Annotated in this window: 21 protein-coding genes; 8 read left to right on the forward strand and 13 right to left on the reverse strand. The window is 45.2% G+C overall.

The window, feature by feature from the left end:
* Nucleotides 1-3: 3 nt before the first annotated feature.
* Both msbA and QMA41_RS04745 read right to left on the reverse strand, forming a co-directional pair.
* Nucleotides 4-1,752, reverse strand: a complete 1,749-nt coding sequence (msbA, locus tag QMA41_RS04740; protein WP_065740399.1) for a lipid A ABC transporter ATP-binding protein/permease MsbA — start codon at nt 1,750-1,752, stop codon at nt 4-6.
* Between the two features lie 31 nt (nt 1,753-1,783).
* Nucleotides 1,784-4,021, reverse strand: coding sequence for a DNA internalization-related competence protein ComEC/Rec2 (locus tag QMA41_RS04745; RefSeq protein ID WP_348650160.1), 2,238 nt, complete (start codon nt 4,019-4,021; stop codon nt 1,784-1,786).
* Nucleotides 4,022-4,029: 8 nt separating this feature from the next.
* Here QMA41_RS04745 and QMA41_RS04750 point away from each other — a divergent pair, with 8 nt between their 5' ends.
* Nucleotides 4,030-4,560: a DUF2062 domain-containing protein gene (locus QMA41_RS04750; protein WP_006959060.1), complete on the forward strand. Its 531-nt coding sequence runs from the start codon at nt 4,030-4,032 to the stop codon at nt 4,558-4,560.
* Between the two features lie 109 nt (nt 4,561-4,669).
* Here the strand turns inward: QMA41_RS04750 and lolE are convergent, their stop codons facing one another.
* The 3 genes from lolE to lolC are packed head-to-tail and all read right to left on the reverse strand — an operon-like array spanning nt 4,670 to nt 7,803.
* Nucleotides 4,670-5,914 (reverse strand): lipoprotein-releasing ABC transporter permease subunit LolE, encoded by a 1,245-nt coding sequence (gene lolE, locus QMA41_RS04755; RefSeq protein ID WP_281629004.1) that lies wholly within the window; start codon nt 5,912-5,914, stop codon nt 4,670-4,672.
* A gap of 1 nt (nt 5,915) precedes the next feature.
* A complete protein-coding gene (gene lolD, locus QMA41_RS04760) occupies nt 5,916-6,602 on the reverse strand; it encodes a lipoprotein-releasing ABC transporter ATP-binding protein LolD (protein WP_281629005.1) in 687 nt (228 codons plus the stop codon).
* Nucleotides 6,595-7,803, reverse strand: coding sequence for a lipoprotein-releasing ABC transporter permease subunit LolC (gene lolC / locus QMA41_RS04765; protein WP_171375641.1), 1,209 nt, complete (start codon nt 7,801-7,803; stop codon nt 6,595-6,597). Before lolC ends, lolD begins: the two co-directional genes overlap by 8 nt.
* Nucleotides 7,804-7,968: 165 nt before the next feature.
* On the opposite strand from lolC, the gene QMA41_RS04770 reads away from it, so the two are divergent.
* The 5 genes from QMA41_RS04770 to QMA41_RS04790 all read left to right on the forward strand — a co-directional run bounded on the left by QMA41_RS04770 (nt 7,969) and on the right by QMA41_RS04790 (nt 13,887).
* Entirely contained in the window at nt 7,969-8,538 is a 570-nt protein-coding gene (locus QMA41_RS04770) for a PilZ domain-containing protein (RefSeq protein WP_171340284.1), read from the forward strand.
* Between the two features lie 7 nt (nt 8,539-8,545).
* On the forward strand, nt 8,546-12,007 hold the full coding sequence (mfd, locus tag QMA41_RS04775; protein ID WP_281629006.1) for a transcription-repair coupling factor: 3,462 nt from the start codon (nt 8,546-8,548) through the stop codon (nt 12,005-12,007).
* Nucleotides 12,008-12,061: 54 nt separating this feature from the next.
* The gene (locus QMA41_RS04780; RefSeq protein WP_006959066.1) at nt 12,062-12,835 is read left to right on the forward strand and encodes a peptidoglycan binding protein CsiV; all 774 of its coding nucleotides are present in this window, start codon (nt 12,062-12,064) and stop codon (nt 12,833-12,835) included.
* A 59-nt stretch (nt 12,836-12,894) separates the two neighbouring features.
* Nucleotides 12,895-13,443: a GNAT family N-acetyltransferase gene (locus QMA41_RS04785; protein WP_095665586.1), complete on the forward strand. Its 549-nt coding sequence runs from the start codon at nt 12,895-12,897 to the stop codon at nt 13,441-13,443.
* A gap of 126 nt (nt 13,444-13,569) precedes the next feature.
* Nucleotides 13,570-13,887 carry a hypothetical protein gene (locus tag QMA41_RS04790; RefSeq protein ID WP_021455151.1) on the forward strand — a complete coding sequence of 106 codons (318 nt, stop codon included), beginning with the start codon at nt 13,570-13,572 and terminating at the stop codon, nt 13,885-13,887.
* A 73-nt stretch (nt 13,888-13,960) separates the two neighbouring features.
* On the opposite strand, the gene QMA41_RS04795 is transcribed toward QMA41_RS04790, so the two are convergent.
* From QMA41_RS04795 to hinT, 7 genes are all read right to left on the reverse strand, one after another.
* Nucleotides 13,961-15,250 (reverse strand): NAD(P)/FAD-dependent oxidoreductase, encoded by a 1,290-nt coding sequence (locus QMA41_RS04795; RefSeq protein WP_019278010.1) that lies wholly within the window; start codon nt 15,248-15,250, stop codon nt 13,961-13,963.
* A gap of 411 nt (nt 15,251-15,661) precedes the next feature.
* On the reverse strand, nt 15,662-16,204 hold the full coding sequence (gene ycfP, locus QMA41_RS04800) for an alpha/beta hydrolase YcfP (protein ID WP_021455149.1): 543 nt from the start codon (nt 16,202-16,204) through the stop codon (nt 15,662-15,664).
* A gap of 99 nt (nt 16,205-16,303) precedes the next feature.
* Nucleotides 16,304-17,158, reverse strand: a complete 855-nt coding sequence (locus QMA41_RS04805) for a phosphotransferase (protein WP_281629007.1) — start codon at nt 17,156-17,158, stop codon at nt 16,304-16,306.
* A gap of 18 nt (nt 17,159-17,176) precedes the next feature.
* On the reverse strand, nt 17,177-17,767 hold the full coding sequence (gene lpoB, locus QMA41_RS04810) for a penicillin-binding protein activator LpoB (protein WP_006959073.1): 591 nt from the start codon (nt 17,765-17,767) through the stop codon (nt 17,177-17,179).
* A 73-nt stretch (nt 17,768-17,840) separates the two neighbouring features.
* Nucleotides 17,841-18,230: a YcfL family protein gene (locus QMA41_RS04815; protein ID WP_006959074.1), complete on the reverse strand. Its 390-nt coding sequence runs from the start codon at nt 18,228-18,230 to the stop codon at nt 17,841-17,843.
* On the reverse strand, nt 18,227-19,621 hold the full coding sequence (locus tag QMA41_RS04820; RefSeq protein WP_281629008.1) for a hypothetical protein: 1,395 nt from the start codon (nt 19,619-19,621) through the stop codon (nt 18,227-18,229). Before QMA41_RS04820 ends, QMA41_RS04815 begins: the two co-directional genes overlap by 4 nt.
* A 106-nt stretch (nt 19,622-19,727) precedes the next feature.
* On the reverse strand, nt 19,728-20,078 hold the full coding sequence (gene hinT, locus QMA41_RS04825) for a purine nucleoside phosphoramidase (protein WP_006959079.1): 351 nt from the start codon (nt 20,076-20,078) through the stop codon (nt 19,728-19,730).
* 227 nt (nt 20,079-20,305) lie between these two features.
* Here hinT and QMA41_RS04830 point away from each other — a divergent pair, with 227 nt between their 5' ends.
* Together QMA41_RS04830 and QMA41_RS04835 are read left to right on the forward strand one after the other, a co-directional pair.
* Nucleotides 20,306-22,297, forward strand: a complete 1,992-nt coding sequence (locus tag QMA41_RS04830) for a methyl-accepting chemotaxis protein (protein WP_198560668.1) — start codon at nt 20,306-20,308, stop codon at nt 22,295-22,297.
* A gap of 147 nt (nt 22,298-22,444) precedes the next feature.
* A complete protein-coding gene (locus tag QMA41_RS04835; protein WP_006959084.1) occupies nt 22,445-23,614 on the forward strand; it encodes a DUF1887 family protein in 1,170 nt (389 codons plus the stop codon).
* 67 nt (nt 23,615-23,681) lie between these two features.
* Here QMA41_RS04835 and fadR read toward each other — a convergent pair whose 3' ends face one another.
* On the reverse strand, nt 23,682-24,521 hold the full coding sequence (gene fadR / locus QMA41_RS04840) for a fatty acid metabolism transcriptional regulator FadR (RefSeq protein WP_281629009.1): 840 nt from the start codon (nt 24,519-24,521) through the stop codon (nt 23,682-23,684).
* Between the last annotated feature and the right edge of the window lie 255 nt (nt 24,522-24,776).

The following is a 24,776-nucleotide window of genomic DNA, read 5'->3' on the forward strand; positions in this document are numbered from 1 at the left end:
GGTTTAAGCACCAAACTGTATCCGGTGAAGCTGTGCGTAGGCGCCATCTTTTTCAATCAAAGTGCTATGGTCACCGCGCTCAACGATTTCACCTTCATCAACGACCAAAATCTCGTCAGCGCTTTCAATCGTTGACAGCCTGTGTGCGATAACAAGTACCGTTTTATTTTTCTGCAATTCATCCAACGCAGATTGAATCGCTTTTTCAGATTCAGTATCAAGTGCAGATGTTGCTTCATCCAAGATCAACACTGGCGCGTCACGTAACAAGGCGCGCGCGATAGCGATTCGCTGGCGCTGACCACCGGAGAGACTCGTGCCATTTTCACCGATAACGGTATCAAGCCCATCGTCCATATTGTCGATAAAGTCCATCGCATAAGCCAAGCGAGCAGCTTCTTCAATCTGCTCTCGGCTGTATTCATCCGTCGCGGCATAGGCGATGTTATTGGCAATGGTGTCGTTGAATAAGTGAACATTTTGCGACACTAGCGCGAAATGACTGCGTAGGTTAGTCAGCTTGTAATCACGTACATCATGCCCGTCGAGCTCAATGTTTCCTGAGTCAACGTCATAGAATCGGGTAAAAAGGTTCGCAATGGTACTTTTACCAGAACCTGAACGACCAACAAGCGCGACCGTTTTTCCTTTCGGTATATCAAAGCTGACATTGCGCAGCGCCGGTGCTTCTTTGCCTTGATAGGTAAATGTGACGTCTTTAACAGCGACTTCACCACGAACAGCCTTAGCTTCGTACTTACCGTTATCTTGCTCTGTTTCCAGGTCCATCAGCGCAAACAAGGTCTGGCTTGCTGCCATACCACGCTGAAACTCCGACGTAACGTTGGTTAGCGCTTTAAGCGGACGCAGTAGACCGAACATCGCAGAGAAAACCACGGTAAACGTACCTGGAGTTAGCTGCTCTTTGATTGAATCAACACTCGCTAGGAACAAAACAACAACAAGCGCAATCGATGCGATAATCTGAATCACTGGGTTTGCAATCGCCTGAGCCGCAACCAACTTCATCGATTGCTGGCGCATCTGGTTGCTCACGGTATCAAAACGCTCACGTTCAACGTTCTGACCACCATAGCTTAGTACCACTTTGTGCCCCTTTAGCATTTGCTCAGCGGAGGCCGTCACATGCCCCATCGTATCCTGCATACTCTTAGAGATCTTACGGAAACGCTTTGACACGATACCAATAGCCCAAGCAACGACAGGCGCCACAACGAAGAGCACCAATGAAAGCTGCCAGCTGTTCCAGAACATCAGAACCAGTAAACCTATGATACTTGCACCTTCACGTACAATACTCACTAAAGCTCGGCTGGTCGCACCCGCAACTTGCTCTGAGTCATAAGTAATGCGAGACAGCAATCCACCTGTCGATTCTTTATCGAAATAAGACACTGGCATGTGCATGAACTGGCTAAAAATTCGTCGACGCATCAGCATCACAACGTTGCCTGAAACCCAGCTCAAACAATATGAAGAAACGAAGCCACTCAACCCTCTAATAACCATCATACCGAAGACAATGAAAGGCAAAGTGCGAAGAAAATTAGACTCGGTATCACCAAAACCTTCATCTAACAGAGGCTTTAGGAGTGACACCATATATGTGTCAGCTACCGCATTGATAATGAGAGCAACGACCGCTACAGCCAAACCTGCTTTGTACAAGCGAATGTAAGTCCATAAACGCTTAAAAGTTTGCAGGGTCGTTTCATCTTGATTAAGAGACATAGAACTGCTTATTTTTCTTACAATATTCGGTCTATTCTACTCCCTTACGTAGCGTCTGCCTATACCAAGCCAATCCTTTCCACTCTCTTATCGCGTCAATTTTCCAATGGTTTGCATAGAAATTGACACTAACTTGACCGTGAGCCCCCGTATCAAACCATTGCACGTCTCTGTCTGTATACCGTTTGACCACATTATAGGCTGGGAGTCGCCACTTTCCATACAACGCAGATGAAGCGATGGCCACCTTGGGGTTAACCGCTTCAATAAACCGCGGTATGGAAGACGTTTTACTGCCATGATGTGGAACAACTAAAACATCGCTACGAAGCGCATCAGGTTGTCTGACGAGAAGCCATTCGACAATCGCATCGATGTCTCCGGGCAACAGAATCGATTGTTTGTATTCTGGGTAGGACACTCTCACCACGCACGAATGAGGGTTGTAGGCTCGGCGCACCGATTCAACCGGCCACAAAAACTCTAATGTTAACCCGCCCCAAGCGAGTATATTCCCCTTCAAGCACATTTGAGCTCGGGTAAGTTGTTGGCTAGCCATTAGAAGCTCCGGCTGCCAGTCGCGTAGCAACACCTCTAGGCCACCAGCATGGTCACCATCGGTATGAGATAAAATTAACATATCCAGCTTACTCACACCGTGATACTGAAGAAAAGGCGTAATCACCTGCGCAGCAATGCTGCTCCCCTCCCACGCAATTCCGGTATCGTAGACAATGGCTCGCGAGCCTTGCTTCACTACAATAGCCAAGCCATGACCAACATCCAAAACGAAAGTCTGCCATACTGGCTTTTCTTTCCATTTAATAACCCAAACCAACGCGCACAATACAAGTAGTGCTTTCCCGTGATTGCTAAGCAAAGTAGAGGATAACAGCAGCAACAGCCCCGCGACGGACAAGATTACTAGGGAGTGGCTTAATGGAACCCAGCTGCTGTCAGCGAAAGAAAGTGCATAGAAGATGGGTACAATAGTGATATCAACCCACAGCCAAAACACTGATACATTCAAAACGGTTTCAGCCAGTAGTGCCAATAGACTTAGCGGCACGACAACGAAGCTGAACCACGGAACGAAGATAAGGTTGTATGCAAAGCTGGCTAAGCTCAGGCCTTGAAACGATATTGCCACTATTGGTGTCATCCCGATAAGCAAAGCCAATTGCAGCACAAATGCATTTACCCAAGGTGACCACAATCTATTCTGCAACGAAACAAACACCAAAATTATCGCGACTGCCCACATAGATAGCCAAAGACCTGATGACGCAGCTGAAAACGGGTCAATCAGTAAAAGCCAAGATAGGATAATTAGCCATTTATAACTTGCTGGGAGGCGCTTAAAAGAGCTAATCAACAACACTGCTAGACAACATGTCCACAATGCTCGTTGGGTGGGGATAGAGAATCCAGCTAGCCAAGCATAAAAATAAGCACACATTATTGCTATAGCAAACGGAGCAGCTAATGCTTTGGGAAAAAGCCTAAGGAGTAATTTGCCAAAGCACCACCCAAGGTAAAACACAATGCCAATATGCAAGCCGGATATCGCGATAAGGTGACTCAGTCCGCTCGCTTTTAGCTGCTCTTTCAGCTCGAAAGACAAACTCTCTCGTACGCCAAACGTCAGTGCTAAAATCAAACCTTTGCTTGGCAGATACTCTACCGAGTTCAACACTTGTTGATACAGTTCATAACGTACAGAGCCAGCATGACGAGCCCAGTAAGGCGTTTTGATTACAACACTCGCTCTACCCACTACTCGCTGCTGTAATGCATATTTTTCTGCATCAAAGCCAACATCATTGAGTAGACCTACAATAGACTTAAGCCTGACTCTGGCCCCAATCTCATCACCGGGAGAAAGTACAATTGGAGAAACAAGCCTTATTCGCGGCTGAACAAACGTGTTTAATTCTTCACCATTAATTGATCTCACCACTACTTCCCCTTGAAAGCCATGACTTATTTGCTTAAAAAAGCTGTCAACCTCCGCATTTATGGTAATATCCTGACCTGCTTGGAAAAGCATTGCTTGCTGATGGCGTAAAAGGTTACTGTGTATCACTAGTATCAGGCATGCGAACACAGGACCAACACACCACCTTAGCGATTTTGACCTTATACTGAGTATCAGGGTCAAGATACAGGGAAACAACCACTCCCATGCTGGCATATACCACCAGAACTGAGCGGTTGATATAAGGAAAGAGAACGATATAAGCGTCCAGTAATTTAAGTAGAGAGTCATATTTCCCTATGCCAAGAAAATTCATCAAACGCTTTATGCCTGACCACGAAGTAATAAAGCGTCAGAAAGCACTCAAAATTTTTGGCAACGTGCTGTACAACCCAAATCTTTGGTGTCTCAATCGCCGTTCGGCTTCTGGGGCATTTGCCGTAGGCCTGTTCATGGCTTTCGTTCCTCTACCCAGCCAGATGATTATGTCTGCGGGTTTAGCCATTCTTTGTGGCGTAAACCTTCCGCTCTCCGTCGCCTTAGTATGGGTGAGCAACCCCATTACCATGCCTGTACTGTTTTACTTTGCTTATAAAGTTGGCGCTTGGGTGATGCATATCCCACCTCAGCCATTTCACTTTGAGCTTTCTTGGGAGTTCATCATGCACCAAATGAGTACCATTGGACCTCCTTTCCTACTTGGTTGCATGATTTGCGGTATCGTATCGGCTATTGCAGGCTACTTCGGTATCAAAGCTCTGTGGCGCTATTCCGTTGTTCGAAGCTGGCAGCAAAGAAAGATCAGATTAGGTGGACTACTTAAAAAGTAAAAATCGAATTGTTTAGCGTTCGACGGGGCAATCAAACAATTGCAATAGCGATGTTATTTAAAAATGAAAAAGGACCATAAAGGTCCTTTTTTTGTTTTTAGCGGAAGTGTTATTTCGCACTAAGCACGCTCGCCGGATTGAGTTTGCTAGCACGCGATGCGGGGTACCAAGTCGCAAGCAAACTTAACACTATCGCCGTCCCCGACACTAAGCAGACGTCTGCTATGTTGACTTGAGAAGGTAGAAAGTCGACAAAATAAATATCACCTGACAAGAACTGGTGACCAATTAAATTTTCCAGCCCTTTAATCAGCTTGGTTAGATTCATGGCAACCGCTACGCCAAGGATACTGCCAACAACGCTGCCTAAAACACCAGAAAACACACCCTGCCAAACAAAAATCCGCTTGATTAGCCCATCGGTACCGCCCATGGTCCTCAATATCGCAATCTCTGAGGCGCGATCTTTGACTGCCATCATCAGTGTCGACACAATATTGAAGCTAGCAACACCAATCACCAGTACCATGACCAAATACATAATTGTTCTGACGAGCTGAATATCTCGATATAAGAAGCCATAGTTTTGCTGCCAACTACGTAAGTAGACATACACATTCAGCGTGTTTCCGGCCTCTCGCACAATTTGCGTCGCATTCAAAACGTCAGACACTTTCAACGACACACCTGTAACGGCCTCACCCAATTTGGCGTATTGCTGAGCATCTTTCAGAGGAACTAAAGCGAGGTTATGGTCAATCTGACCATTGAGTTTTAGCAACCCAGCAACTCTCACACGCACCCGCTTGGGAGCCTGAACCTTAGTTGTTGAACCCGAAGTTGGTATCATCAAGGTGATGTAGTCACCTTGCGACACCCCAAGCAAGTCAGCCACACCTTGCCCTAGTATCACTTGCTTATCGCCCGCTTTAAACTGAGACCAGACCGCTTTATCGATATACTGGCTCATATTCGAAACGGCAGATTCTTTATCTGGATCTATCCCTCGGACTTCAAGCGCTTTAAGTTGTTGGCCTTTCTCAGCCAATGCAGTGATCTTAACGTAAGGTGCTGCGGCTTCAACTTTAGGATGCTTCTCTGCTTGCTCAATAACCGACTGCCATTCCTCGATCGGGCCACGAACTCCCTCAAACTCTCCATGAGCAATGACGGACAATACTCGATCTTTGAGTTCACGCTCAAAACCATTCATCGCTGACAAACCGATAATGATCACCGCCACACCCACCGCGATACCAATCGTGGAAGACAGTGAGATAAATGACACCATTTTATTACGCTGCTTAGCACGACTAAAACGGCCGCCAATAAACAGTGAAAGTGAAGAGAACAAATTACGCCTCCTCAACTTTTAGTAACAGGCCATCTTGCATATGCAGTTGGCGATCCATCTTACTCGCCAGTTCGCCATCGTGCGTGACGACTAAAAATGCGGTCCCAGATTGTTCATTAAGCTCACGCATCAAATCGTAGATTGCCAACGCGGTCTTATGATCCAAATTACCGGTCGGCTCATCGGCCAATACCAAATCTGGGCTGTTAACCAATGCGCGTGCGATAGCAACACGTTGACGTTCACCACCAGACAGCTCAGATGGGCGGTGATCCATGCGATGACTCAAGCCGACTTTATCCAGCAGTGCTTTTGCCGCCTCTTTCGCCTTAGCTGTTTTAGTTCCGCCAATAAGCAGTGGCATGGCAACATTTTCCAGCGCACTAAAGTCCGCCAAGAGATGATGAAACTGATAAACAAAGCCAAGATGCTGGTTGCGAAGCTTAGCTTGCTTATTCGAATTCAACTGGGAAAGGTTTTGGCCAAGAAAAGTAACTTCACCCTGAGTAGTATCATCCAAGGCACCCAAGATGTGCAGTAATGTACTTTTTCCTGAACCCGACGAGCCAATGATCGACACCAGCTCCCCCTTCTTTAAATCAAAGCTCACGCCTTTTAGCACTTGAGTATCAAGAGAGCCCTCGCGGTATGTTTTACATATATTGTGACATTGAAGCAGGTTACTCATATCTCAAAGCCTCAGCTGGTTTAACGGAAGATGCACGATAAGAAGGGAAAAGTGTTGCTAATAGGCTTAGTGCAATAGCCAAAGCAACTACGATACTGATTTGAGTAGGGTTGATCACAATCGGTAGTTCGCCTCCTACGGCAAACAAAGCAATGCCCGCGCTCTCAAGTAGCGCATTAATATTACTGGCTAGCAGCACGCCTAAAGTGCCACCAAATATGGCACCAATGACTCCACTGCTTGCACCTTGAACCATAAAAATCGCTAAAACTTGTCTATCTGTCATTCCCTGCGTTTTCAAAATCGCGACTTCAGACTGCTTTTCCATCACGACCATAATCAGAGCTGAAATAATGTTGAATGCAGCAACACCCACAATCAAACCTAGCATTAAGCCCATCATATTTTTTTCCATACGGACGGCTTGAAACAGTTCGCCTCGCTGATCCCTCCAGTCTTGCCATTGCCAACCTTCGGGTAATGGCTGCTTACTCAGTTCGCCCACCACAAATGGGTCATCGAAAAACAAGCGCCACCCAGTGATGGTGTCTTTCTTGAAACGCAATAAGCGCGCGGCATCATCAATATGAGTTAGCATAAGTTGACCATCAACATCTGAGCCTGTGTTGTAAATGCCTGCCACAGTAAAGATACGCTGGCTAGGAATACGCCCCAGCGGTGTAAACTGACTCGCACTGGTCACCATCAGACGCACTTTATCACCAAGCGACACGTCCATCGCTCTTGCGAGGGTGTGACCAATGAACACCTGATACTTGCCAGCCTGAAGAGAAGACAATCGGCCTGCAATTAAATGGGATTCAATCGGGTCATGATCACTAGGCTTGATGCCAATCAGTAGACCTGCGGAAAGATTGTCTGAGCTTTGAATCACCGCTTCACTTTGAACAATAGGCTCAGGATGCGCCGCAGTAGACAATTGTTTGGCAAAGTCAGGGATTGTTTCGGTATAAGGCGTTTTGCCATCCGCTTCAGACACAATAGCCTGAGGCAGTACGCCCAAAATGCGACCTTTGAGCTGAGCTTCAAAACCGTTCATCACTGAAAGAACCGTCACCAGAGACATCACACCAATTGTGATACCTGCGGTCGACATATAGGAAACAAAACGACTGAACCTGTCACCGGAACGCCCGCGCAAGTAACGCAAACCGATAAAGGTGGAAACCGGATGGAACATATATAAAACCAATAACGTTTGATAGGCGTTACTGTAACGATTTATAGCAGGCGGTTGTAGCCCCTAATTGCTAATTAGGCGTCAAAATGTGTGATAAACAATGACATACCTTGATTAGTTGCTTCTTATAGCGATAATCAAAGGATAGCTTAAAGGAATTTCCGCATGTCTGATCAAGAATACTTTACTGTACACCACAAAATGACCGTGAATGTTGAGCCTCTCACTCAAGAGCAGGCATTTCCAAGCTTTGATCAGTTTGAAGGGGAAATTCCAGCGCCGTTTTTGGTGGCCAGCGAGTTTAGCCATCTTGATCTTCTTAATGACAATGCTCGTACTGAGTTGAAAAACAACGACTTCAGACATGTTATCGAACTACTTGATACTCAAAATGCCAAGCTGAACTTGTTGCTAACGTTTATGCTGTCTCAACAAGATGATGAGCAGTATCGACACCTCACTCAGTCGTTTGGCGCAAGTAAGTTCAGTTATACTGCAGACAGTGCGTTAGCAGTCGATACCAAGACACGAGTCAAAATGTTTATGGAGCACCCATCAGCCGCTATTTATTGCTATGGCCATGTTGAAAGCTGCGAACAACAAGATGCTCAATACATTATTACGGTTAAATACGATTTATTGCGCGATCAGGATGAAGACCTCCTGATCAAAGCCGCTCTCTACCAGCAACAAAAATTACTTCGTCAGCGTTCACTAAATCGCGACAAACAATAATTCCATTATGTCTAATACATCGCTTTTTAATCTGGCTAACCCATCCGGAGCCGGAGACAAAAAACAGGTTGGCAATTTACAAGGGGCAAGTTTAGCCCTTGCGATTGCTGAACTTGCTAATCAACATTCTAGCCATACTCTGCTCGCTGTTGCTGACCCACAGACAGCCTTAAAACTGTTGCAAGAAATCGAGCAGTTTACTCAGCAGGAAGTTTCCCTTTTCCCTGACTGGGAAACCTTGCCGTACGATAACTTTTCTCCTCACCAGGAGATCATTTCGGATCGTATCGCACGTTTGTACCAGCTCCCGACACAAAACAGTGGGATTACCATCGTTCCCATCAACACATTGCTCCAAAGACAGTCTCCTAGAGACTTCCTGATGCAGCATACCTTGATGGTCAAAGTTGGCGACCTCTACTCGCTGGAAAAACTGCGTATTCAGCTAGAGAAATCTGGATACCGACACGTAGATCAAGTCTTTGGACCTGGTGAATATGCCAGCCGCGGTTCCATCTTAGACCTCTTTCCTATGGGGGCCAGTGCCCCATTCCGCATCGATTTCTTCGATGATGAGATTGATACGATTCGTACTTTTGACCCAGAAAACCAACGTTCAATTGACGACGTTCAAGAGATCAGGCTGCTACCTGCTCATGAATTCCCGACTTCAGAGAGTGCGATTGAAGACTTCAGGATCCGCTGGCGTCAGAGATTCGAAGCCAGACGTGAGCCCGAGTCCGTTTACATGCAGGTGTCTAAAGGAACTTGGCCTGCGGGTATTGAGTACTGGCAACCGCTGTTTTTTGAGCACACCGAAACCTTGTTTGACTATATTGCCGATGACAGCCAATTAATCACGGTCGGTGATTTAGAAGCAGCCATCGACCACTTCCTCAGTGATGTCGACTACAGATACGACCAACGCAAAGTGGATCCACTGAGACCTCTGTTGCCGCCAGAAGAATTGTGGCTGAAGAAAGATGAGCTCTTTAGTCGCTTTAAAACGCTGCCTCAAATACAACTTTCTGCTGATGCGGTTGTGGAAAAACAAGGACGTACTAACCCAACTATTCAACCATTACCAGAATTGGCTGTTCAGCACCAAAACAAGGAACCGATGTCAGCGCTGCGCCAGTTTAGTGAAAACTTCACTGGTAAAATCGTTTTCTCCGTCGAATCTGAAGGCCGCCGCGAAGCACTCCTTGAACTGCTGCAACGCATAAAGCTTCGACCGGTCGAACACGAAAGTTTCTCTGCCGCGACAGAAAGCAACGATAAATTCACCTTAGTACTGGGCGCCTCTGAGCATGGATTCCTATTTGGCGATAATCAGGTTGCTTTGATATGCGAAAGTGACTTACTCGGTGACCGAGTTATCCAGCGTCGCCGTAAAGATCGCAAAACTACAAACAGTGATGCCGTCATACGCAACCTTGCCGAGCTTAAGCCCGGTCAGCCTGTCGTTCACATCGACCACGGTATCGGCCGCTACATCGGGCTGCAAACGTTGGAAGCAGGTGGAATGACAACCGAATACGTCACACTGGAATACCAGAATGACGCTAAGCTTTACGTACCGGTTGCGGCATTAAACTTGATCAGTCGCTACTCAGGTGGTGCAGAAGAATCTGCGCCACTACACAAACTGGGTGGTGAAGCTTGGGCGAAAGCGCGTCGCAGAGCCGCTGAAAAAGTGCGTGATGTGGCAGCAGAGCTACTTGATGTTTACGCGAAACGAGAGCTTAAGCCGGGTTATAAGTTTGCCCTTGACCGTGACCAGTACGCCACTTTCAAAGCCGGGTTCCCTTTCGAAGAAACCGATGATCAGTCCATGGCGATCAACGCGGTTATGTCCGATATGTGCCAAGCCAAAGCGATGGATCGTCTAGTATGTGGTGATGTAGGCTTTGGTAAAACCGAAGTGGCGATGCGTGCTGCCTTTCTTGCTACGGACAACGGTAAGCAAGTGGCTGTCTTAGTTCCTACCACACTGCTTGCCCAGCAACACTTTGAAAACTTCAGAGACCGCTTTGCTAACTTACCGATTCGAGTCGAAGTACTGTCACGTTTCAAAACAGCGAAGGAGCAAAAGCAAGTACTGCAAGATATCGAAGACGGCAAAGTCGATTTGGTGGTCGGTACTCATAAGCTGCTTTCTAACGACATCAAATTCAAAGATCTTGGCTTGTTGATTGTCGATGAAGAACACCGCTTTGGTGTACGACAAAAAGAGAAAATGAAAGCGATGCGCGCAGACGTTGATATTCTGACGTTAACAGCAACGCCTATTCCAAGAACGCTAAATATGGCGATGAGTGGGATGCGCGATTTATCGATCATCGCAACACCACCAGCAAGACGACTGGCGATTAAAACTTTTGTTCGTCAACGCGATGATGTCGTTGTAAGAGAAGCCGTGCTGCGTGAAATCATGCGTGGTGGGCAGATATACTTCTTGCATAACCAAGTTGAAACCATCGAAAAAGTCGCTGCTGATTTAGAGAAGCTCATTCCTGAAGCGCGCATTACCGTGGCTCACGGTCAGATGCGCGAACGTGAGCTTGAGCGCATCATGAATGACTTCTACCATCAGCGATTTAATCTGTTGGTATGTACGACCATCATTGAAACTGGCATCGACGTCCCGACTGCCAACACCATCATTATGGATAGAGCCGATAACCTCGGTCTAGCACAGTTGCATCAGTTACGCGGTCGTGTTGGTCGTTCTCACCACCAAGCATACGCCTACTTACTCACACCTCACCCTAAAGCCATGACTAAAGATGCCATTAAGCGTCTAGATGCGATTGCATCACTGGAAGACTTAGGGGCAGGCTTTACACTCGCCACTCACGACCTTGAAATTCGTGGTGCGGGTGAGCTGCTTGGTGATGAACAAAGCGGGCAAATTCAATCTGTCGGTTTTACGCTGTATATGGAGATGCTCGAACAGGCTGTTGAAGCGCTGAAAGAAGGGAAAGAGCCTTCTTTAGACGAATTACTCAGAGAACAAACTGAGGTAGAAATGCGTCTACCTGCCCTTCTGCCAGATGACTATATTCCAGATATCAACACGCGCTTATCTATGTATAAGCAGATTGCGAGCGTATCAGACAAAGCCGAACTGGACGATCTTAAGATTGAACTGATTGACCGCTTTGGACTATTGCCAGATGCAACCAAGAATCTCCTTTCTGTATCAGAAATGAAACTTGAAGCTGGTTCTCTAAAAGTGAAGAAAATCGAAGCCCACGACAAAGGTGGATTCATCGAGTTCTATCCGGACGCTGACATTAATCCAATGTATTTGGTTAAACTATTGCAATCTCAGCCACAAAAATTCGCGATGGAAGGCCCAACTAAGTTCAAGTTTACGGTACCATTGGTCGACAGACGTAAGAGAATTCAATTTGTTGGTGATATGTTGGGCGAGTTCCAGCAGAACCTTTTACCACAAGCCTGATTTGATCAGGCTTAACTATTTTCCAAGGTGCGCTCACCTTATGATGGAGTTGTAATGAAAAAGCTGATCCCGCTACTACTTCTTGTTGTCGCGATGCCTTCATGGGCCCAGCGCCAATTTGATATAGAAGTGATCATTTTTAAGCGTGCGGTAAACCCAGAACAAACCGCTGAGTCCTGGCCAAACTCTGTACCTGAAATTTCAATGAAACGAGTCGGCAATTTCAATGACGCTAGCTACCGCCAGCAAAAAGGCGTTGAAATGCTACCCGCTTCATCCTATGAGTTGAACCCTCAAGCTCAGAAGCTAAAAAATCACGCTGGCTTTAAAGTACTCTTGCATACTGCATGGAGACAAGGCGACGGCAATCGCTATGTCGCGCCAACCTTCCATATTCAGGCCGGTCGAGATTTTTCTGGTCAATTCAATGCTGATGGTTCGCAGAAAGGTTCGGATATTGGTACAGAGGTCATTGACGGAGTCACCGAAGAAAGCATTGCAAAGCCACTTTATGAGTTGGACGGCAAGTTGCAAGTTTACGTCGAGCACTACCTTTATGCGGACGTTAAACTGGACTTGAAAGCACCAAGCGTAAGAGATGTGACATTCGAAGCAAAACCTCTTGAATTCACACCCACAGACGACATGGTTGCCGAAGACACGGTTCAAGTCGGCTTAATGGAAGATGTGACGCCAACAGTACATACCGAAGAGTTTCTAAAGAGCTACCGCATGGACCAAAAACGCCGTATGCGAAGCACCGAAACCCACTTCTTAGATCACCCTTTGCTAGGGATGATTATTCAGGTCCGCCGTGTCGCACAATAACCTGAATTAAATAGCGTTTCACAGCCCTTTCAAGGGCTGTTTTTCTATAAAGGAGCATTATGGGTCCGGATTACCACATCATTACACCCAGATTAGTTTTGAAACTGATTCCTCAAGAAGATGCTGAAAAGCTGGCTCAGTGTGTCGTTCAATCTCCCAGCCTTCACCGCTGGATAGATTGGTGCCATGATAAGTTCACGATTAAAGAGGCAGAACGCTTTGTGCTTGCCACTCGACTGAATTGGGTGAAATCAGAAGCCTACGGTTTTGGTCTTTATCGTCGCAGTGATAATGCGCTGATTGGCATGGTCGCAATCAATGAGCTTTACCACACCTTTAATATGGCCAGTTTAGGCTATTGGCTCAACGACTCGTATCATAAACAAGGCTATGCGAAAGAAGCCTTAAATGCATTAGTCGAGTTTTGCTTCGCGCAACTTAAAATCACGCGTATTGAAGTCGTTTGCGATCCCGACAATATTCCAAGCCAAAAACTAGCCGAATCATGTGGTGCAGTGTTTGAAGTAAGCGCCGCAAACCGCTATCTATTCAATGGACAGCCCAAGCAAGGGCTCGTGTATTCCATCATCCCAACTGACAACAAATAATCTCAAAAAAAGTGAATAACAATAACTTTAGAGATTTTAACGTTTAGTAAAGTTATTTAACTCTCCGCTCTTCAAAGATGTCAGATAGTATGATCGTCCAATTAAAAGAAAACTAAGAAAAACAATATGATCATCTTCAACTCAGACTCAGTAGGCTCACTGCTCAAACTACTTTTAGACGATACCAAAGTATCAAAAAGCTACTACTTCAATGATGGTTCGGAGAACCACAAATTGGCTTGTTTTGATGAAGTCACCGATTTGTTTGACGTAAACGGCTGTATGCAAAGTATCGTTACCAGTTACCAACTCCACTTTATTGGCGGACTATCACTAAAGGTCAAACGCCTAGGTAATGAGTACCAGATTGTCGGGAATCTGTCTCTCAATACAAAAAATAAAGAGGAGAGCCCGCTCGCGCATGTAGCGGAGTTCCATTTTTAAATATTCGTTAATTCACTGCCTTAGAATGAACGAAAAAAAGAGCACCCTATGGTGCTCTTTCTTTTGGATATGATTAGTGCAGTTTAAGATTAGGGCGAAGTACTCGGTTTATCCGCCCCATCAAAATGATCAGAGCTGTTTTGAACAAGCCATGTAAAGCCATCTGATGCAAGCGATACAAGGAAATGTACACCACTCGAGCAATACGACCTTCTACCATCATAGAACCTTTGGTTAAGTTACCCATTAAGCTCCCCACGGTAGAAAACTGGCTCAAAGAAACCAAAGAGCCTTTGTCTTTATAAACATAAGCTTTCAGTTCGCGTCCATTGAGCTTAGCAACAATATTAGAAAATGCGCAGCTCGCCATTTGGTGCGCCGCTTGAGCTCTAGGTGGTACAAATGATCCATCAGCTTGAGTGCACTGAGCCAAATCACCAATTACGAAAATATCATCATCGAGAGTCGTTTGTAGTGTGTCTTTTACTATGAGTTGATTGATTCGGTTAGTTTCCAATCCACCAATATTTTTCACAAAGTCAGGTGCTTTAATCCCTGCAGCCCAAACCATAATCTGAGCAGGAATCTTTTCCCCATCCTTAGTAGTGAGGCCATCTGCACCCGCTTCCGTCACCATGGTTGTTGTGCGCACATTAACACCTAGCTTAGTTAACTCGTGGTGTGCAGCGCTGGAAATTCTGGCTGGCAATGCAGGTAGGATACGCTCACCAGCTTCTATCAGATTGACGTTTAGCTTGCTGGAGTCAAGATCACCAAAGCCATAGGTACGAAGCTCTTTCACGGCATTATGAAGTTCTGCTGATAATTCAACGCCTGTTGCGCCCGCACCTACAATTGCAATATCAACAGTGCCATGACCATGCTTGGCGTGTAATTTGAGGAACTCATTGTTCATCTCAGTTCTGAATTTATAAGCTTGCTCTGTACTATCAAGGAAAATACAGTGCTCTCTTACGCCTGGAGTATTGAAGTCATTAGAAGTGGAGCCCAACGCCATGATAAGAATGTCATATTCAAGCTCACGGCCTGGCATTAAAAGCTCATCATGTTCATCTCTTAGCTCGCCCAGCGTGATAACTTTGCGCTCTCTGTCGATATCTTCAAGGCTACCCATCTGGAAATCAAAGTGGTGGTTTTTCGCATGGGCGCGATAGCTTAACGCATCAACACCCTCATCCAAAGAACCTGTTGCCACTTCGTGTAAAAGTGGTTTCCATAAATGACTGGCTTTGCGATCCACTAGGGTCACTTTTGCCCGTCTTTTTCGACCTAATGTACGACCTAGTTTGGTAACAAGCTCCAATCCGCCTGCACCGCCGCCTACTACGATAATTCGAGTCACAGCAACTTTCCTCTAAAGATAAAAACTATGTTTCGAGTCGAAGAATTCGCCCCGATGAAATTGTGTAATGTTGGCCAATCTGCAGAATCAGTTTCAGTCTTACGATCAAAGGGCCATTAGAGGTTTTTTCGTCAAATACAACGCGATAATTGGAATAACAGTCTGAAGACTCAAGGCTAACGTGCTCGGGCATTAGCTCATAATGGGCAAACTTATTGGTTTGCTCTCAATTTTTTTTGATATTTATCAAAAAATTTATGGTGAATTCATTATATAGGGCAGAGTGTGCCGCGCAACAAAAGATTACGCCAATCACACTTAATTTTTCCTTAATTTAAATTTGAATGAGTAAGAAAAAAGCGACGTGCTCAATTGACGTCGCTTTTGAAGAAATTTGGTTAGAAATAACGTTTAGCTGTCGGCTTTAAACGCCTTAATGGTCTGCAGATGTTGAGAGATTTTCTTAAACTTATGAGTCTCATTTTCATCCCAGATAATTTGGTAATGTTTCTCGAGTGCCTGAGCCGTTTGGCGGTTGTCATGCACCTCATCATCTTTAGATAGGATCACCAAACACTGGTCTTTGTTTTTACTACGAAATTCTTCAACACATTTTGTGGCGATATCTTCATACTCTTCAGGACGATCTATGCGTCCTTGCATGTTATTTTCCGGGTGCAAGTTAGGGTTAAATATCACCTGCTTAATACCGCATAAGAAGCCGATTCGCTCAGACCAGTAGCCACCTAAGCCAACTCCACAAATAATGGCGTTACGATCACCAGATTGTTCTATCGCTTTATGCACTTCTTTTAACAAATGCTGCATATCATGCTTGGGATGCAAAGTGCTGTAGTTAATGAAACGGACGTCTTCATCAATGAACTGCAACTGGAGCACTTTTTCGTGGTTTCCCGGACTGGTGGAGTCAAAACCATGTAAGTAAATAATCATTCTATCACCCTCAATTCTTATCGGTTTAATCTACCACGAATACTAAGGTTTTAAAGTCAGCACATAGAATTATATCTATGAGGCATTCAAACAGTGATCTTAACTACAAAATGTGTCACGCAAAGCTTGCGCTTGGACAAGGTACTGCTCATCCCCCCAAAGCTGATAGGCAAGTAAATACCACAACATGGCCATCATAGTTGCTCTAGGTTGCCAAGCCATCACACCTTCAACCCAGTCATCAACACCCTCAATTTCCCTAAGTTGGCAATATCGATAAACCGACTCAAGCGGCTTTTCCCCCACCACCCCAATACTCAAAGTAAGATCCAACCTTGGGTCAGCCATCGAGGCATACTCCCAATCTATCACCATATTGCCTTCCGACTGCTTGACCATATTATAACCAGCCAAATCAAAGTGACATAAAGTGCTACCAATGTCAGCTAGGCTCGGAGCACTTCGCCACTGCTGGTAAATGCTCAGGTAATCATCAGACCTCAGCTCCTCTCGCAGCAACATCCAATAATGATCGACACGAGCGGTAAAGTTAAATGGAGCCACAGGGATTCGAGCCGTATCTAAACTATGAATTTTGATCATTGTTTTAAGCAGAGAATCAAAAGGCAATCCATCAGTTAATGATTCTCCTTCAATCCATTCCACCAACAACCCTTGTTCGTTGATGTGAATAGCTTTAGGTGCTAGGTGGGAATCTTCTATCGCTGTCAGGATTTGATATTCCTGAAAGCGTGAAATAGAAAAGGCTTTGGTTATCGAAGTATTGGGACGCCAGACAAAGCAATCGCCGCTTTGGGTAACAACCTTCCAGCAGCGATTAGTCAGGCCTCCGGTCAGCGTCTGAGCATAATCCGGTGAGATAGAAAAGAAGTGATCTAATGACTTCAATGAACCGTCTAGCTGACATGCCTCATGCCACGACATCCTTGCCATAAATCACTCCTCTATAGATTAAAGACCTAAGAAGCTCTTAGACTCTTGTTTGCGGATTTCAGTTTCATCTGCCCATTCAATCAGGCCTGTTTCCAAATCCATCAGGCGCATTGTCATCTTGTAGTATACGTCTTTGTCACTACCACCGGCTTTAGCAATGCTCGACAGGTTGCCGTATAGCATGTACTGCGCACCAACCATTTTACCAAACTGAATCGCAGTGCTTTGGTTTACAAGCTCATCATTGTTTTGGAAGTTAAGTTGCTCGCGAACTGATTCAACGCGGTCCATATCAACAAAACGGAACTTACCAGAGTTCAACATCTTAGTACTGATAGTATCGGTAATCGACTCAGTATCAATATGCTCACTTGTCTTATTCTTGATACGTTCAACAAAAACAATCGGACGAGAGTCACGTGTAATGGCTGACACAGAGCCTGACATCATCATGCTGTCGACCATTTCACCCGCAATTTTCTGCAGGTCTGTTGAGCCAAAATCAATCGTTGTCGTCTCAACCGCCTGTGCATCACCGTAGCTGACTTTGTTCGAACAACCGCCCAGGATGACAGCCAAGCCAAGTAATGCGATAACACTTTTTTTCATTCTTGGTTCCTCAAATCTTTATAGAATCTTGTGTTATGAGTGTATGACTAAAGTTAGTGGACTTTAGTTCGATTTAGTTATCATTTTCGCGAATCTGAACGCGGAACTGCGTGCCATTCGGATTCACTGAAACTTCAGAAATAGCGATCGTTTCCATACCTCGAATGATCGCCTGACGCCATGGGCCTAGCTTGTTATTCACTTCTAGACCATTGTCGTCGTACCAGTAAAATCTGTACTGGATATGCTGATCACCTTTGTATTGACTAGCGAGTCGAACAATACCTCGAGCACGACCATCAACCTGAGTAGTAGAGATATCTTCAATTTGTAGACGACCCGCTAACACGTTGTCTCCAAACAAAACGGTTTGCGACTCACCATCGATACGTAATCCAGCAGTGTTGCTAGAACAACCCACCATTATTAACGCAGCCACTGCTGCAATAAGCCATTTTTTCATCGAATTTTTCCTAACTGTTTATGCCAAATTGTAGCATTGCCTCCCTGACGAGAGATCCAAACGATAGCGGTTCGTCCCGCCTCAACGTCAAATTGATGTTGCTGTTCACCAACAACGATGGTTTGAGTACCCGGCTCAACTACAGCACTGCTGCTGCGAATTTCACCCGGTAATGTTAACCAACTGCGCGTATCTGGTTGCTCGGTCAATGTGTTCCAGATGTTCAATATTGCATTGCCTAATTCATCATCTTTCGCGGCACTTTTGCGTAATTCGTCTTTAGCCCAAACACGCAGTGCCTGACGGATGATTATGGTCGGCATTCGCTCTGACAAGTCGCGCTGTGCCATTAAGTTAACATCCGTCAGTAAGTCGCTTTGAAGCTTTTGACCATTAAGCTGCATAGGCGAAAATGATTGGCTTACTTGTTTAGGGTAATAAGGAAGCGCGATGGTATACAAAGCGCCGTTCCCACGACTGTCATAAAGTGGCAGAGTTTGCCTCCAACCTTGCAAAGCATCTACTACGCCCTGCTCTTCTAAAACTATGACTCTTGCTTTTTCGCTATCAAGGAAACTTGCTTTACCATAACGTTTCTCTAGCTGAACCAGGTCTTCGTTCATACCAAGGCGTTTAGCGACACGTTTCGCACCATCAATCACTTGTGCATTATCAGGCATCACAGCTAACGCACGTCGATAGTCAACATAGGCATCATTCAGTGCATTATCGGCTTCGTACAAAAGCGCTGATAAATAAAGAAGATAACCATTTTGCACCGCCTGCAAGGTTTTACCTGCGTCAGGATAATTAGACAGCACACTACCCAGGTTAGGACTTAACCCCTGCGCCTGCATGTCATTTTGTGCCGACTCAAGTTCTCTTTCGCGGTCTTTACGCGCTTGTTCTTGAACTTGATTAGCCCTGCGCATTTCAATCAAGGCACCTTCGAGGCTGTTTTTCTTAAGGTAGTTTAACCCTAGATAGAGATGTAAGAAGCCCAGCTCATAATCGGCAGGTTTATAGATATCTAAATTGTCGTTAACAGCTAAAGCACCAACACTGGCCGCCGTTTCTGTCACAGATATCGTAGCTTTGTCTTGTTGAACTCGAACTGCGATATCGCTAGCTTCAAATGCTGACTTACTGTCTTCATACTGCTGGTTAAGCAGATACACTCGCCCTTTTTCGAAGTTATCAAGAATGTCACCAGCCACCTCTTCAGGTAAGGCTTCTTCCGCCTTGTGATACTGACCTGTTTTGACCGCCTGATAGACTTCGTTGTTTTGAGCGCTGTAGTGGCTAAATAAGTTTCCAGCCGATAGATTGGCACATGCAGAAAGAGCAGCAGAGCTGAATATCACGAATGCGAGTCGAACGTGTTTACGCACTTCGTACTCCGAATTATTTATTAGAATTTCATCATCGTCGCGGTTGGACAACGGTATTGATAAAAAGTTTGCATGAATACCGCCGTCCTCATAAAAATGTGTAACCTTAGCTCATCAACATTGGGCCAAGTGGTCGTCCACCGACCAAATGCATGTGAATGTGATATACCTCTTGGCCACCATGAGAGTTGCAGTTAACAATCAATCGGTATCCATCCTCATCGATCCCTTCTTCTTTCGCCAATTTGCGAGCAACAGTAAACATGCGCCCCATTGTCAGTTCGTCTGCTTCTTCAATGTCGTTTGTTGTTGGAATCAACTTATTAGGAATGATCAAAATGTGACTTGGAGCACGTGGATTAATATCACGAAATGCCGTGACCAGATCATCTTGATAAACCACGTCGGCAGGGATTTCTTTGCGAATAATTTTACTGAAAATGGTTTCTTCGGCCATGAAGCACTCCATTAAGTGTTGTTTTCGTTGAACGTTGCAAAGGAGTATGCGCTAAGCTCGCTCAAATCACAATAAAAAACAGTGTTCACTTAACATATACACCGTACTGATAGTAGCAGATGGCTAAATTTGTATTATGCGTCATAAAATGCGTGTCTCGCTATCAATACAATGACTCTCTTTTTGTTAATTTTTTAAGACATTACGTATTATTTAGGGAGAGATCTATGAAGGGCTCAGTGATCAAGCGTATGTACGCTGGGTTTGCATTGATCATCATAATGTTTGTTGTTTCAACCATTATGACAATGCGAGGGATGCAACAAATTCACTCCAACTTTGGCAGTGTATCTAACACCGCTTTACCTTTGGTATCGCAGTCTAACCAAACCAGTGTTTACCTACTCTCTGCCGACAAACTTTTTAAAGACTTTTTAACAACGCAGAGTTCTGATCGAATGGACGAAATTCGCGGTCAGTTCGAAGACGCTAAAAGTCGCTACGACCAAGCTCTGAAAGATTTGGCTAAGGCCAGTACCGGCAACTCGGAACTCCAGGCAAGCATCGAACAGCTAAAAGAAATGGAGCTGCGTTATTTTACCGAAGCCGATGCAGCTATGAATAATTATCGCAACATGTTTGCAGCTCAAGCTGATGTTCAGAAATCATCACGCCGCTTCCAGCGTCTTCATTCTGAGCTCGGAGTTGGAATGAAAGAGTATGTGGATGACCAGAGCAGTATTTCCGTCAAAGTAATGGCTAAAAGCTACTTTATTAAACTGAAGGACGCAGAAGTGATTACGTCCGACGCTCTCGCAAGCAGCGATTTAGAGCTGGTAAATAAAGCGGTCGCTAAAAACAAAAAGGCCGTCACACACCTTAATTACGCATACCGCGGCCTAACCACACAAATGCCTGAAATTAAGAAGGTGTTTGATGAATCAGTACAGCAGTTCACCACAGATATTGGTAAAAAAGGCGGCGTACTCGATCAGCACGCTTCGTACTTACAAGCCAAAGCTGCGTTGTATGCCAATATTGCTAACCTAACTCTGGAAGTGGATAACACTATGGCAGTGCTCACCTCCTTCAGTGAAGCGGCACAACAAGGCCTACACGCTTCCCTAGCAGAAGCGAGTGAAGTCTATGACCAAGGGGTGATCAATTCAGTCACATTGGGCATTCTTGTCATTGCCTTAGCACTCGGTATTGGCTACCACATCGCCCATAGTGTGCGCACGCCACTCACTCGTATCCTTTCAACACTTGAAAGCCTGACACAAGGCGACATGACCCAGCGCATAGAAAATCGCCACAACAATGAGTTCAGCCGTGTAAGTAGCCATATCAATTCGCTAGCAGACAATCTTCACGACATTTTGAAAAAGCTCAACAGCGCATCCGATAATCTTACTGACACTGCTAACATTAACCAGCAAACTTCCTCCAAAGCGCAATCGCAGCTCAGCCAGCAGCGTGAGCAAACCGCTAACGTTGCAACCGCTATGACAGAAATGGCGCATTCGGTTCAAGAAGTCGCGCAAAGTGCACAAAGCTCGCAGCAAATGGTTGAACAGGTTGAATCGGCCTCAGAATCAGGTCGTCAGATCATGAATGACAACATCACCACCATTAACCAACTTGAGAGTCGCCTCACCCAGTCAGTTGACGCCGTTAAAGACCTCCAGAGCATGAGCAGTCAGATTGGCTCGATTTTGGATGTAATCCGCAATATCGCAGAACAAACGAACCTTCTGGCGCTCAATGCTGCAATTGAAGCCGCACGAGCAGGTGAACAAGGACGCGGGTTTGCCGTTGTAGCAGATGAAGTTAGGGTGTTAGCTCAACGAACGACGGAATCAACGTCGGAAATTGAAAACATGATCAGTAACCTACAGAACAGCTCTACATCGGCCAACAAAGTGATTCAGAGCTGTATGGATGATATGGATCAGTCGGTTGCTCAAGCTTCCAATGCAAACAGCGCAATGGAGGAAATTCAGGCATTGATTATTGAAATCAGCCAAATGAGTGGACACATCTCCCAAGCAGCTGCCGAACAAAGTGAAACCACAGGGGAAATTGCTCGCAACATTGATGAAATCAATCAGATTGCCGACACCAGCTACCAAGCCATGGCTCAAATCGCACAAACTAGTACGGATTTGACCCAGCTAGCCAACCAACAAGGTGAACTGGTGCATCGCTTTAAACTCTAGTTTTGTAAAGACAATGCAAATTATTCACTAAGGGCGGTTAATTTCATTAATCGCCCTTGTTTTTTATATGCGCTGTCGTTATATGGTTATTAAGGCTTGCCCACTTCTAACTTCACATTTTTCGCAAGCCAAGCATGAGGAAGGTTTATGGCAGTTCATGTTGGCATTATTGATCAGGACCCAATCCGATTAGTCACTCCATTATTGGATAACCGGACCGTCAGTGATCACATTGTTTTTATTGGCGTTAAGAGCCAGAAAGATATGTATCATCGATTACATAGCGTTCTGGCAAAAAGAGACATTACATCAGAGTTTTTTGAGATTCCGAATGTCGCGAATACTTCACGAATCAAACGTGCTGTCGGCATTCTGGCTGACGACCTCAGTGCACGTGGAGAAGACGTTAAGTTAAACGCCAGTTGTGGACTGCGTCATCGTCTGCTGTCTGTTTACGAGGTGTTTCGTACTTTTCATTGGCCGATTTTTGTCGTAGAACCAAATAGTGACCGCCTTTGCTGGCTATACCCAGACGGTAAAGAAGATACTCAAGTAGAAGATCGAATTACGATTGACGACTACCTAACAGTATTTGGCGCTAGGGGTGAGTTTAATGACCAACAGCTTCCTCCACAGCTTGATCAGAAACTGTATGAGCTTGGAGAACGATGGGCAAGCAATGCACTTGAACTTGGACCTGGCCTTGCGACACTTAACTATCTCGCTACTACGTGCCGTAAAGAGCAAAAGCTCGATGTCGCACTATCCGAGAAACAACAAGGTTACCGCGAGCTCAATATGCTGCTCAGTGACTTGGTCGAAGCCGAAATTGCAACTTATGAGCATGGTGTTCTCACCTTCGCAGATGAAGACGCCCGTCGTTTCTCAAATGGTGAATGGCTAGAGACGTTAGTTCACAGTACCGTGCGTCAGATCCAAAAAGATATGCCAACCATTCAGGATCATTCACTCAATGTGCAGGTTTATCGTCAGCTTGGTGATCGTGAAGTGCGTAATGAGCTTGATGTTGCCTCGGTCGCCAATAACAAGCTGCATATTATTGAGTGTAAAACCAAAGGTATGCGCGATGATGGTGATGACACCTTGTACAAGCTCGAGTCTTTGCGCGATCTGTTGGGGGGTCTTCAAGCGCGAGCCATGCTGGTCAGCTTCCGACCATTGCGCTACAACGATATTACACGAGCTGAAGATCTCGGATTAGCGCTAATTGGTCCAGATGAATTAAAAGACCTGAAAACGCACCTAACTAACTGGTTTAAAGAGGCGGGCGGATACGACGACTGCGATGTCTGCTAGATAAACTCAGACCTAAAAGACAAAAAACCCGCCAATCGGCGGGTTTTCTTTTATTCGATTACCATTCTTAGCTGTCATCTTCAGTGAAGCTTGTTGGCAGCGAGGTTTTCATCTCGTTCCAAATCTGCCCACTTTCAATACCATAGTGACGAACAACAACGATGATTCGTTCACGATCACCTGTTTCGCAAACTTCCAGTAGATCGCGGTAAAATTGCAGTGCTAGATTACGTGCTTCCGGGCTTGAGAAGTAGTAACTTCCTACGCGGTCGTACAGCTTTTTAAGACCGTTGAAAATCAATCCGTAAATCTGGTTGCCTGAATGGAACGCCAGACGTTGGAACAGCATGTAGTCATAGAAGTTAAAGGTTTTAGCAATCAAAGTTGCCTGACGCTTAGCTTCGTCCTTCTCACCGTCATCTTTGATATGTTGTTGGATTTTCTCTGCATAAGGCGAGGACTCCATAAACGTATCCCAAGAGTCTGCAGCAAGGAGGCTCTCACAAGATTCGATAACACTACTAATAGTACGCTCAGCACTTTCTTTATTCGCTTTAAACGCGTAGCGCATAAAAATAGGGCTGATGTTTGTTCGTGCCGCAAGCAAATCTTCAACAATCGAAGTTGCGTTATCTGCATCCAAGGTCATTAGAGTATCGAGGATATGTAGCCCCGATGTTTCCATGAACTGGTTAACCTTGGTTGGTTTGCCGTGTTGGATGGTTAACCAGCCGTCACGCGCCAAGCGCTGTAGCACTTCTCGCAGTGTCGTTCGGGTAACCCCTATTAATTCAGAGAGCTCGCGTTCAGCGGGAAGAATAGAACCTGGAGGGAAGCGCCCTTTCCAAATACTCTCAATGATGTATTTTTCTGCGAAACCTGCAGGGCTCTTTGCCTTGATGACCATTAATTTAACTATCCAATATTTTTATTTATAGGGTCGAATAGAACTCATCATACCACTAGTTCTTAGTTATCGGAAACAAACCGAAAGTAAACTTGACGCAAAACACCAATAGAGTTACAGCTCTAACTTATACTGAGCGATTGCGTTATTATGTCTTTGAGTCAAAGCTAATTTATTATAAATTTAATAAAAACTTCACACTTGCTAACCCTTATGGGTATTGACTTAGTTTGCAAAACATAAGTTTTTAATTTT

Source organism: Vibrio sp. St2 (assembly GCF_947311885.1).
Classification (GTDB): domain Bacteria; phylum Pseudomonadota; class Gammaproteobacteria; order Enterobacterales; family Vibrionaceae; genus Vibrio; species Vibrio coralliilyticus.

Excerpts from the sequence above, each read along its gene's own strand:
- msbA (WP_065740399.1), bottom strand. The coding sequence starts at position 1,752 with ATGTCTCTTAATCAAGATGAAACGACCCTGCAAACTTTTAAGCGTTTA.
- QMA41_RS04745 (WP_348650160.1), bottom strand. The coding sequence starts at position 4,021 with ATGACTCTCTACTTAAATTACTGGACGCTTATATCGTTCTCTTTCCTT.
- QMA41_RS04750 (WP_006959060.1), top strand. The coding sequence starts at position 4,030 with ATGCCAAGAAAATTCATCAAACGCTTTATGCCTGACCACGAAGTAATA.
- lolD (WP_281629005.1), bottom strand. The coding sequence starts at position 6,602 with ATGAGTAACCTGCTTCAATGTCACAATATATGTAAAACATACCGCGAG.
- lolC (WP_171375641.1), bottom strand. The coding sequence starts at position 7,803 with ATGTTCCATCCGGTTTCCACCTTTATCGGTTTGCGTTACTTGCGCGGG.
- QMA41_RS04770 (WP_171340284.1), top strand. The coding sequence starts at position 7,969 with ATGTCTGATCAAGAATACTTTACTGTACACCACAAAATGACCGTGAAT.
- mfd (WP_281629006.1), top strand. The coding sequence starts at position 8,546 with ATGTCTAATACATCGCTTTTTAATCTGGCTAACCCATCCGGAGCCGGA.
- QMA41_RS04780 (WP_006959066.1), top strand. The coding sequence starts at position 12,062 with ATGAAAAAGCTGATCCCGCTACTACTTCTTGTTGTCGCGATGCCTTCA.
- QMA41_RS04785 (WP_095665586.1), top strand. The coding sequence starts at position 12,895 with ATGGGTCCGGATTACCACATCATTACACCCAGATTAGTTTTGAAACTG.
- QMA41_RS04790 (WP_021455151.1), top strand. The coding sequence starts at position 13,570 with ATGATCATCTTCAACTCAGACTCAGTAGGCTCACTGCTCAAACTACTT.
- ycfP (WP_021455149.1), bottom strand. The coding sequence starts at position 16,204 with ATGATTATTTACTTACATGGTTTTGACTCCACCAGTCCGGGAAACCAC.
- QMA41_RS04805 (WP_281629007.1), bottom strand. The coding sequence starts at position 17,158 with ATGGCAAGGATGTCGTGGCATGAGGCATGTCAGCTAGACGGTTCATTG.
- lpoB (WP_006959073.1), bottom strand. The coding sequence starts at position 17,767 with ATGAAAAAAAGTGTTATCGCATTACTTGGCTTGGCTGTCATCCTGGGC.
- QMA41_RS04815 (WP_006959074.1), bottom strand. The coding sequence starts at position 18,230 with ATGAAAAAATGGCTTATTGCAGCAGTGGCTGCGTTAATAATGGTGGGT.
- hinT (WP_006959079.1), bottom strand. The coding sequence starts at position 20,078 with ATGGCCGAAGAAACCATTTTCAGTAAAATTATTCGCAAAGAAATCCCT.
- QMA41_RS04830 (WP_198560668.1), top strand. The coding sequence starts at position 20,306 with ATGAAGGGCTCAGTGATCAAGCGTATGTACGCTGGGTTTGCATTGATC.
- QMA41_RS04835 (WP_006959084.1), top strand. The coding sequence starts at position 22,445 with ATGGCAGTTCATGTTGGCATTATTGATCAGGACCCAATCCGATTAGTC.
- fadR (WP_281629009.1), bottom strand. The coding sequence starts at position 24,521 with ATGGTCATCAAGGCAAAGAGCCCTGCAGGTTTCGCAGAAAAATACATC.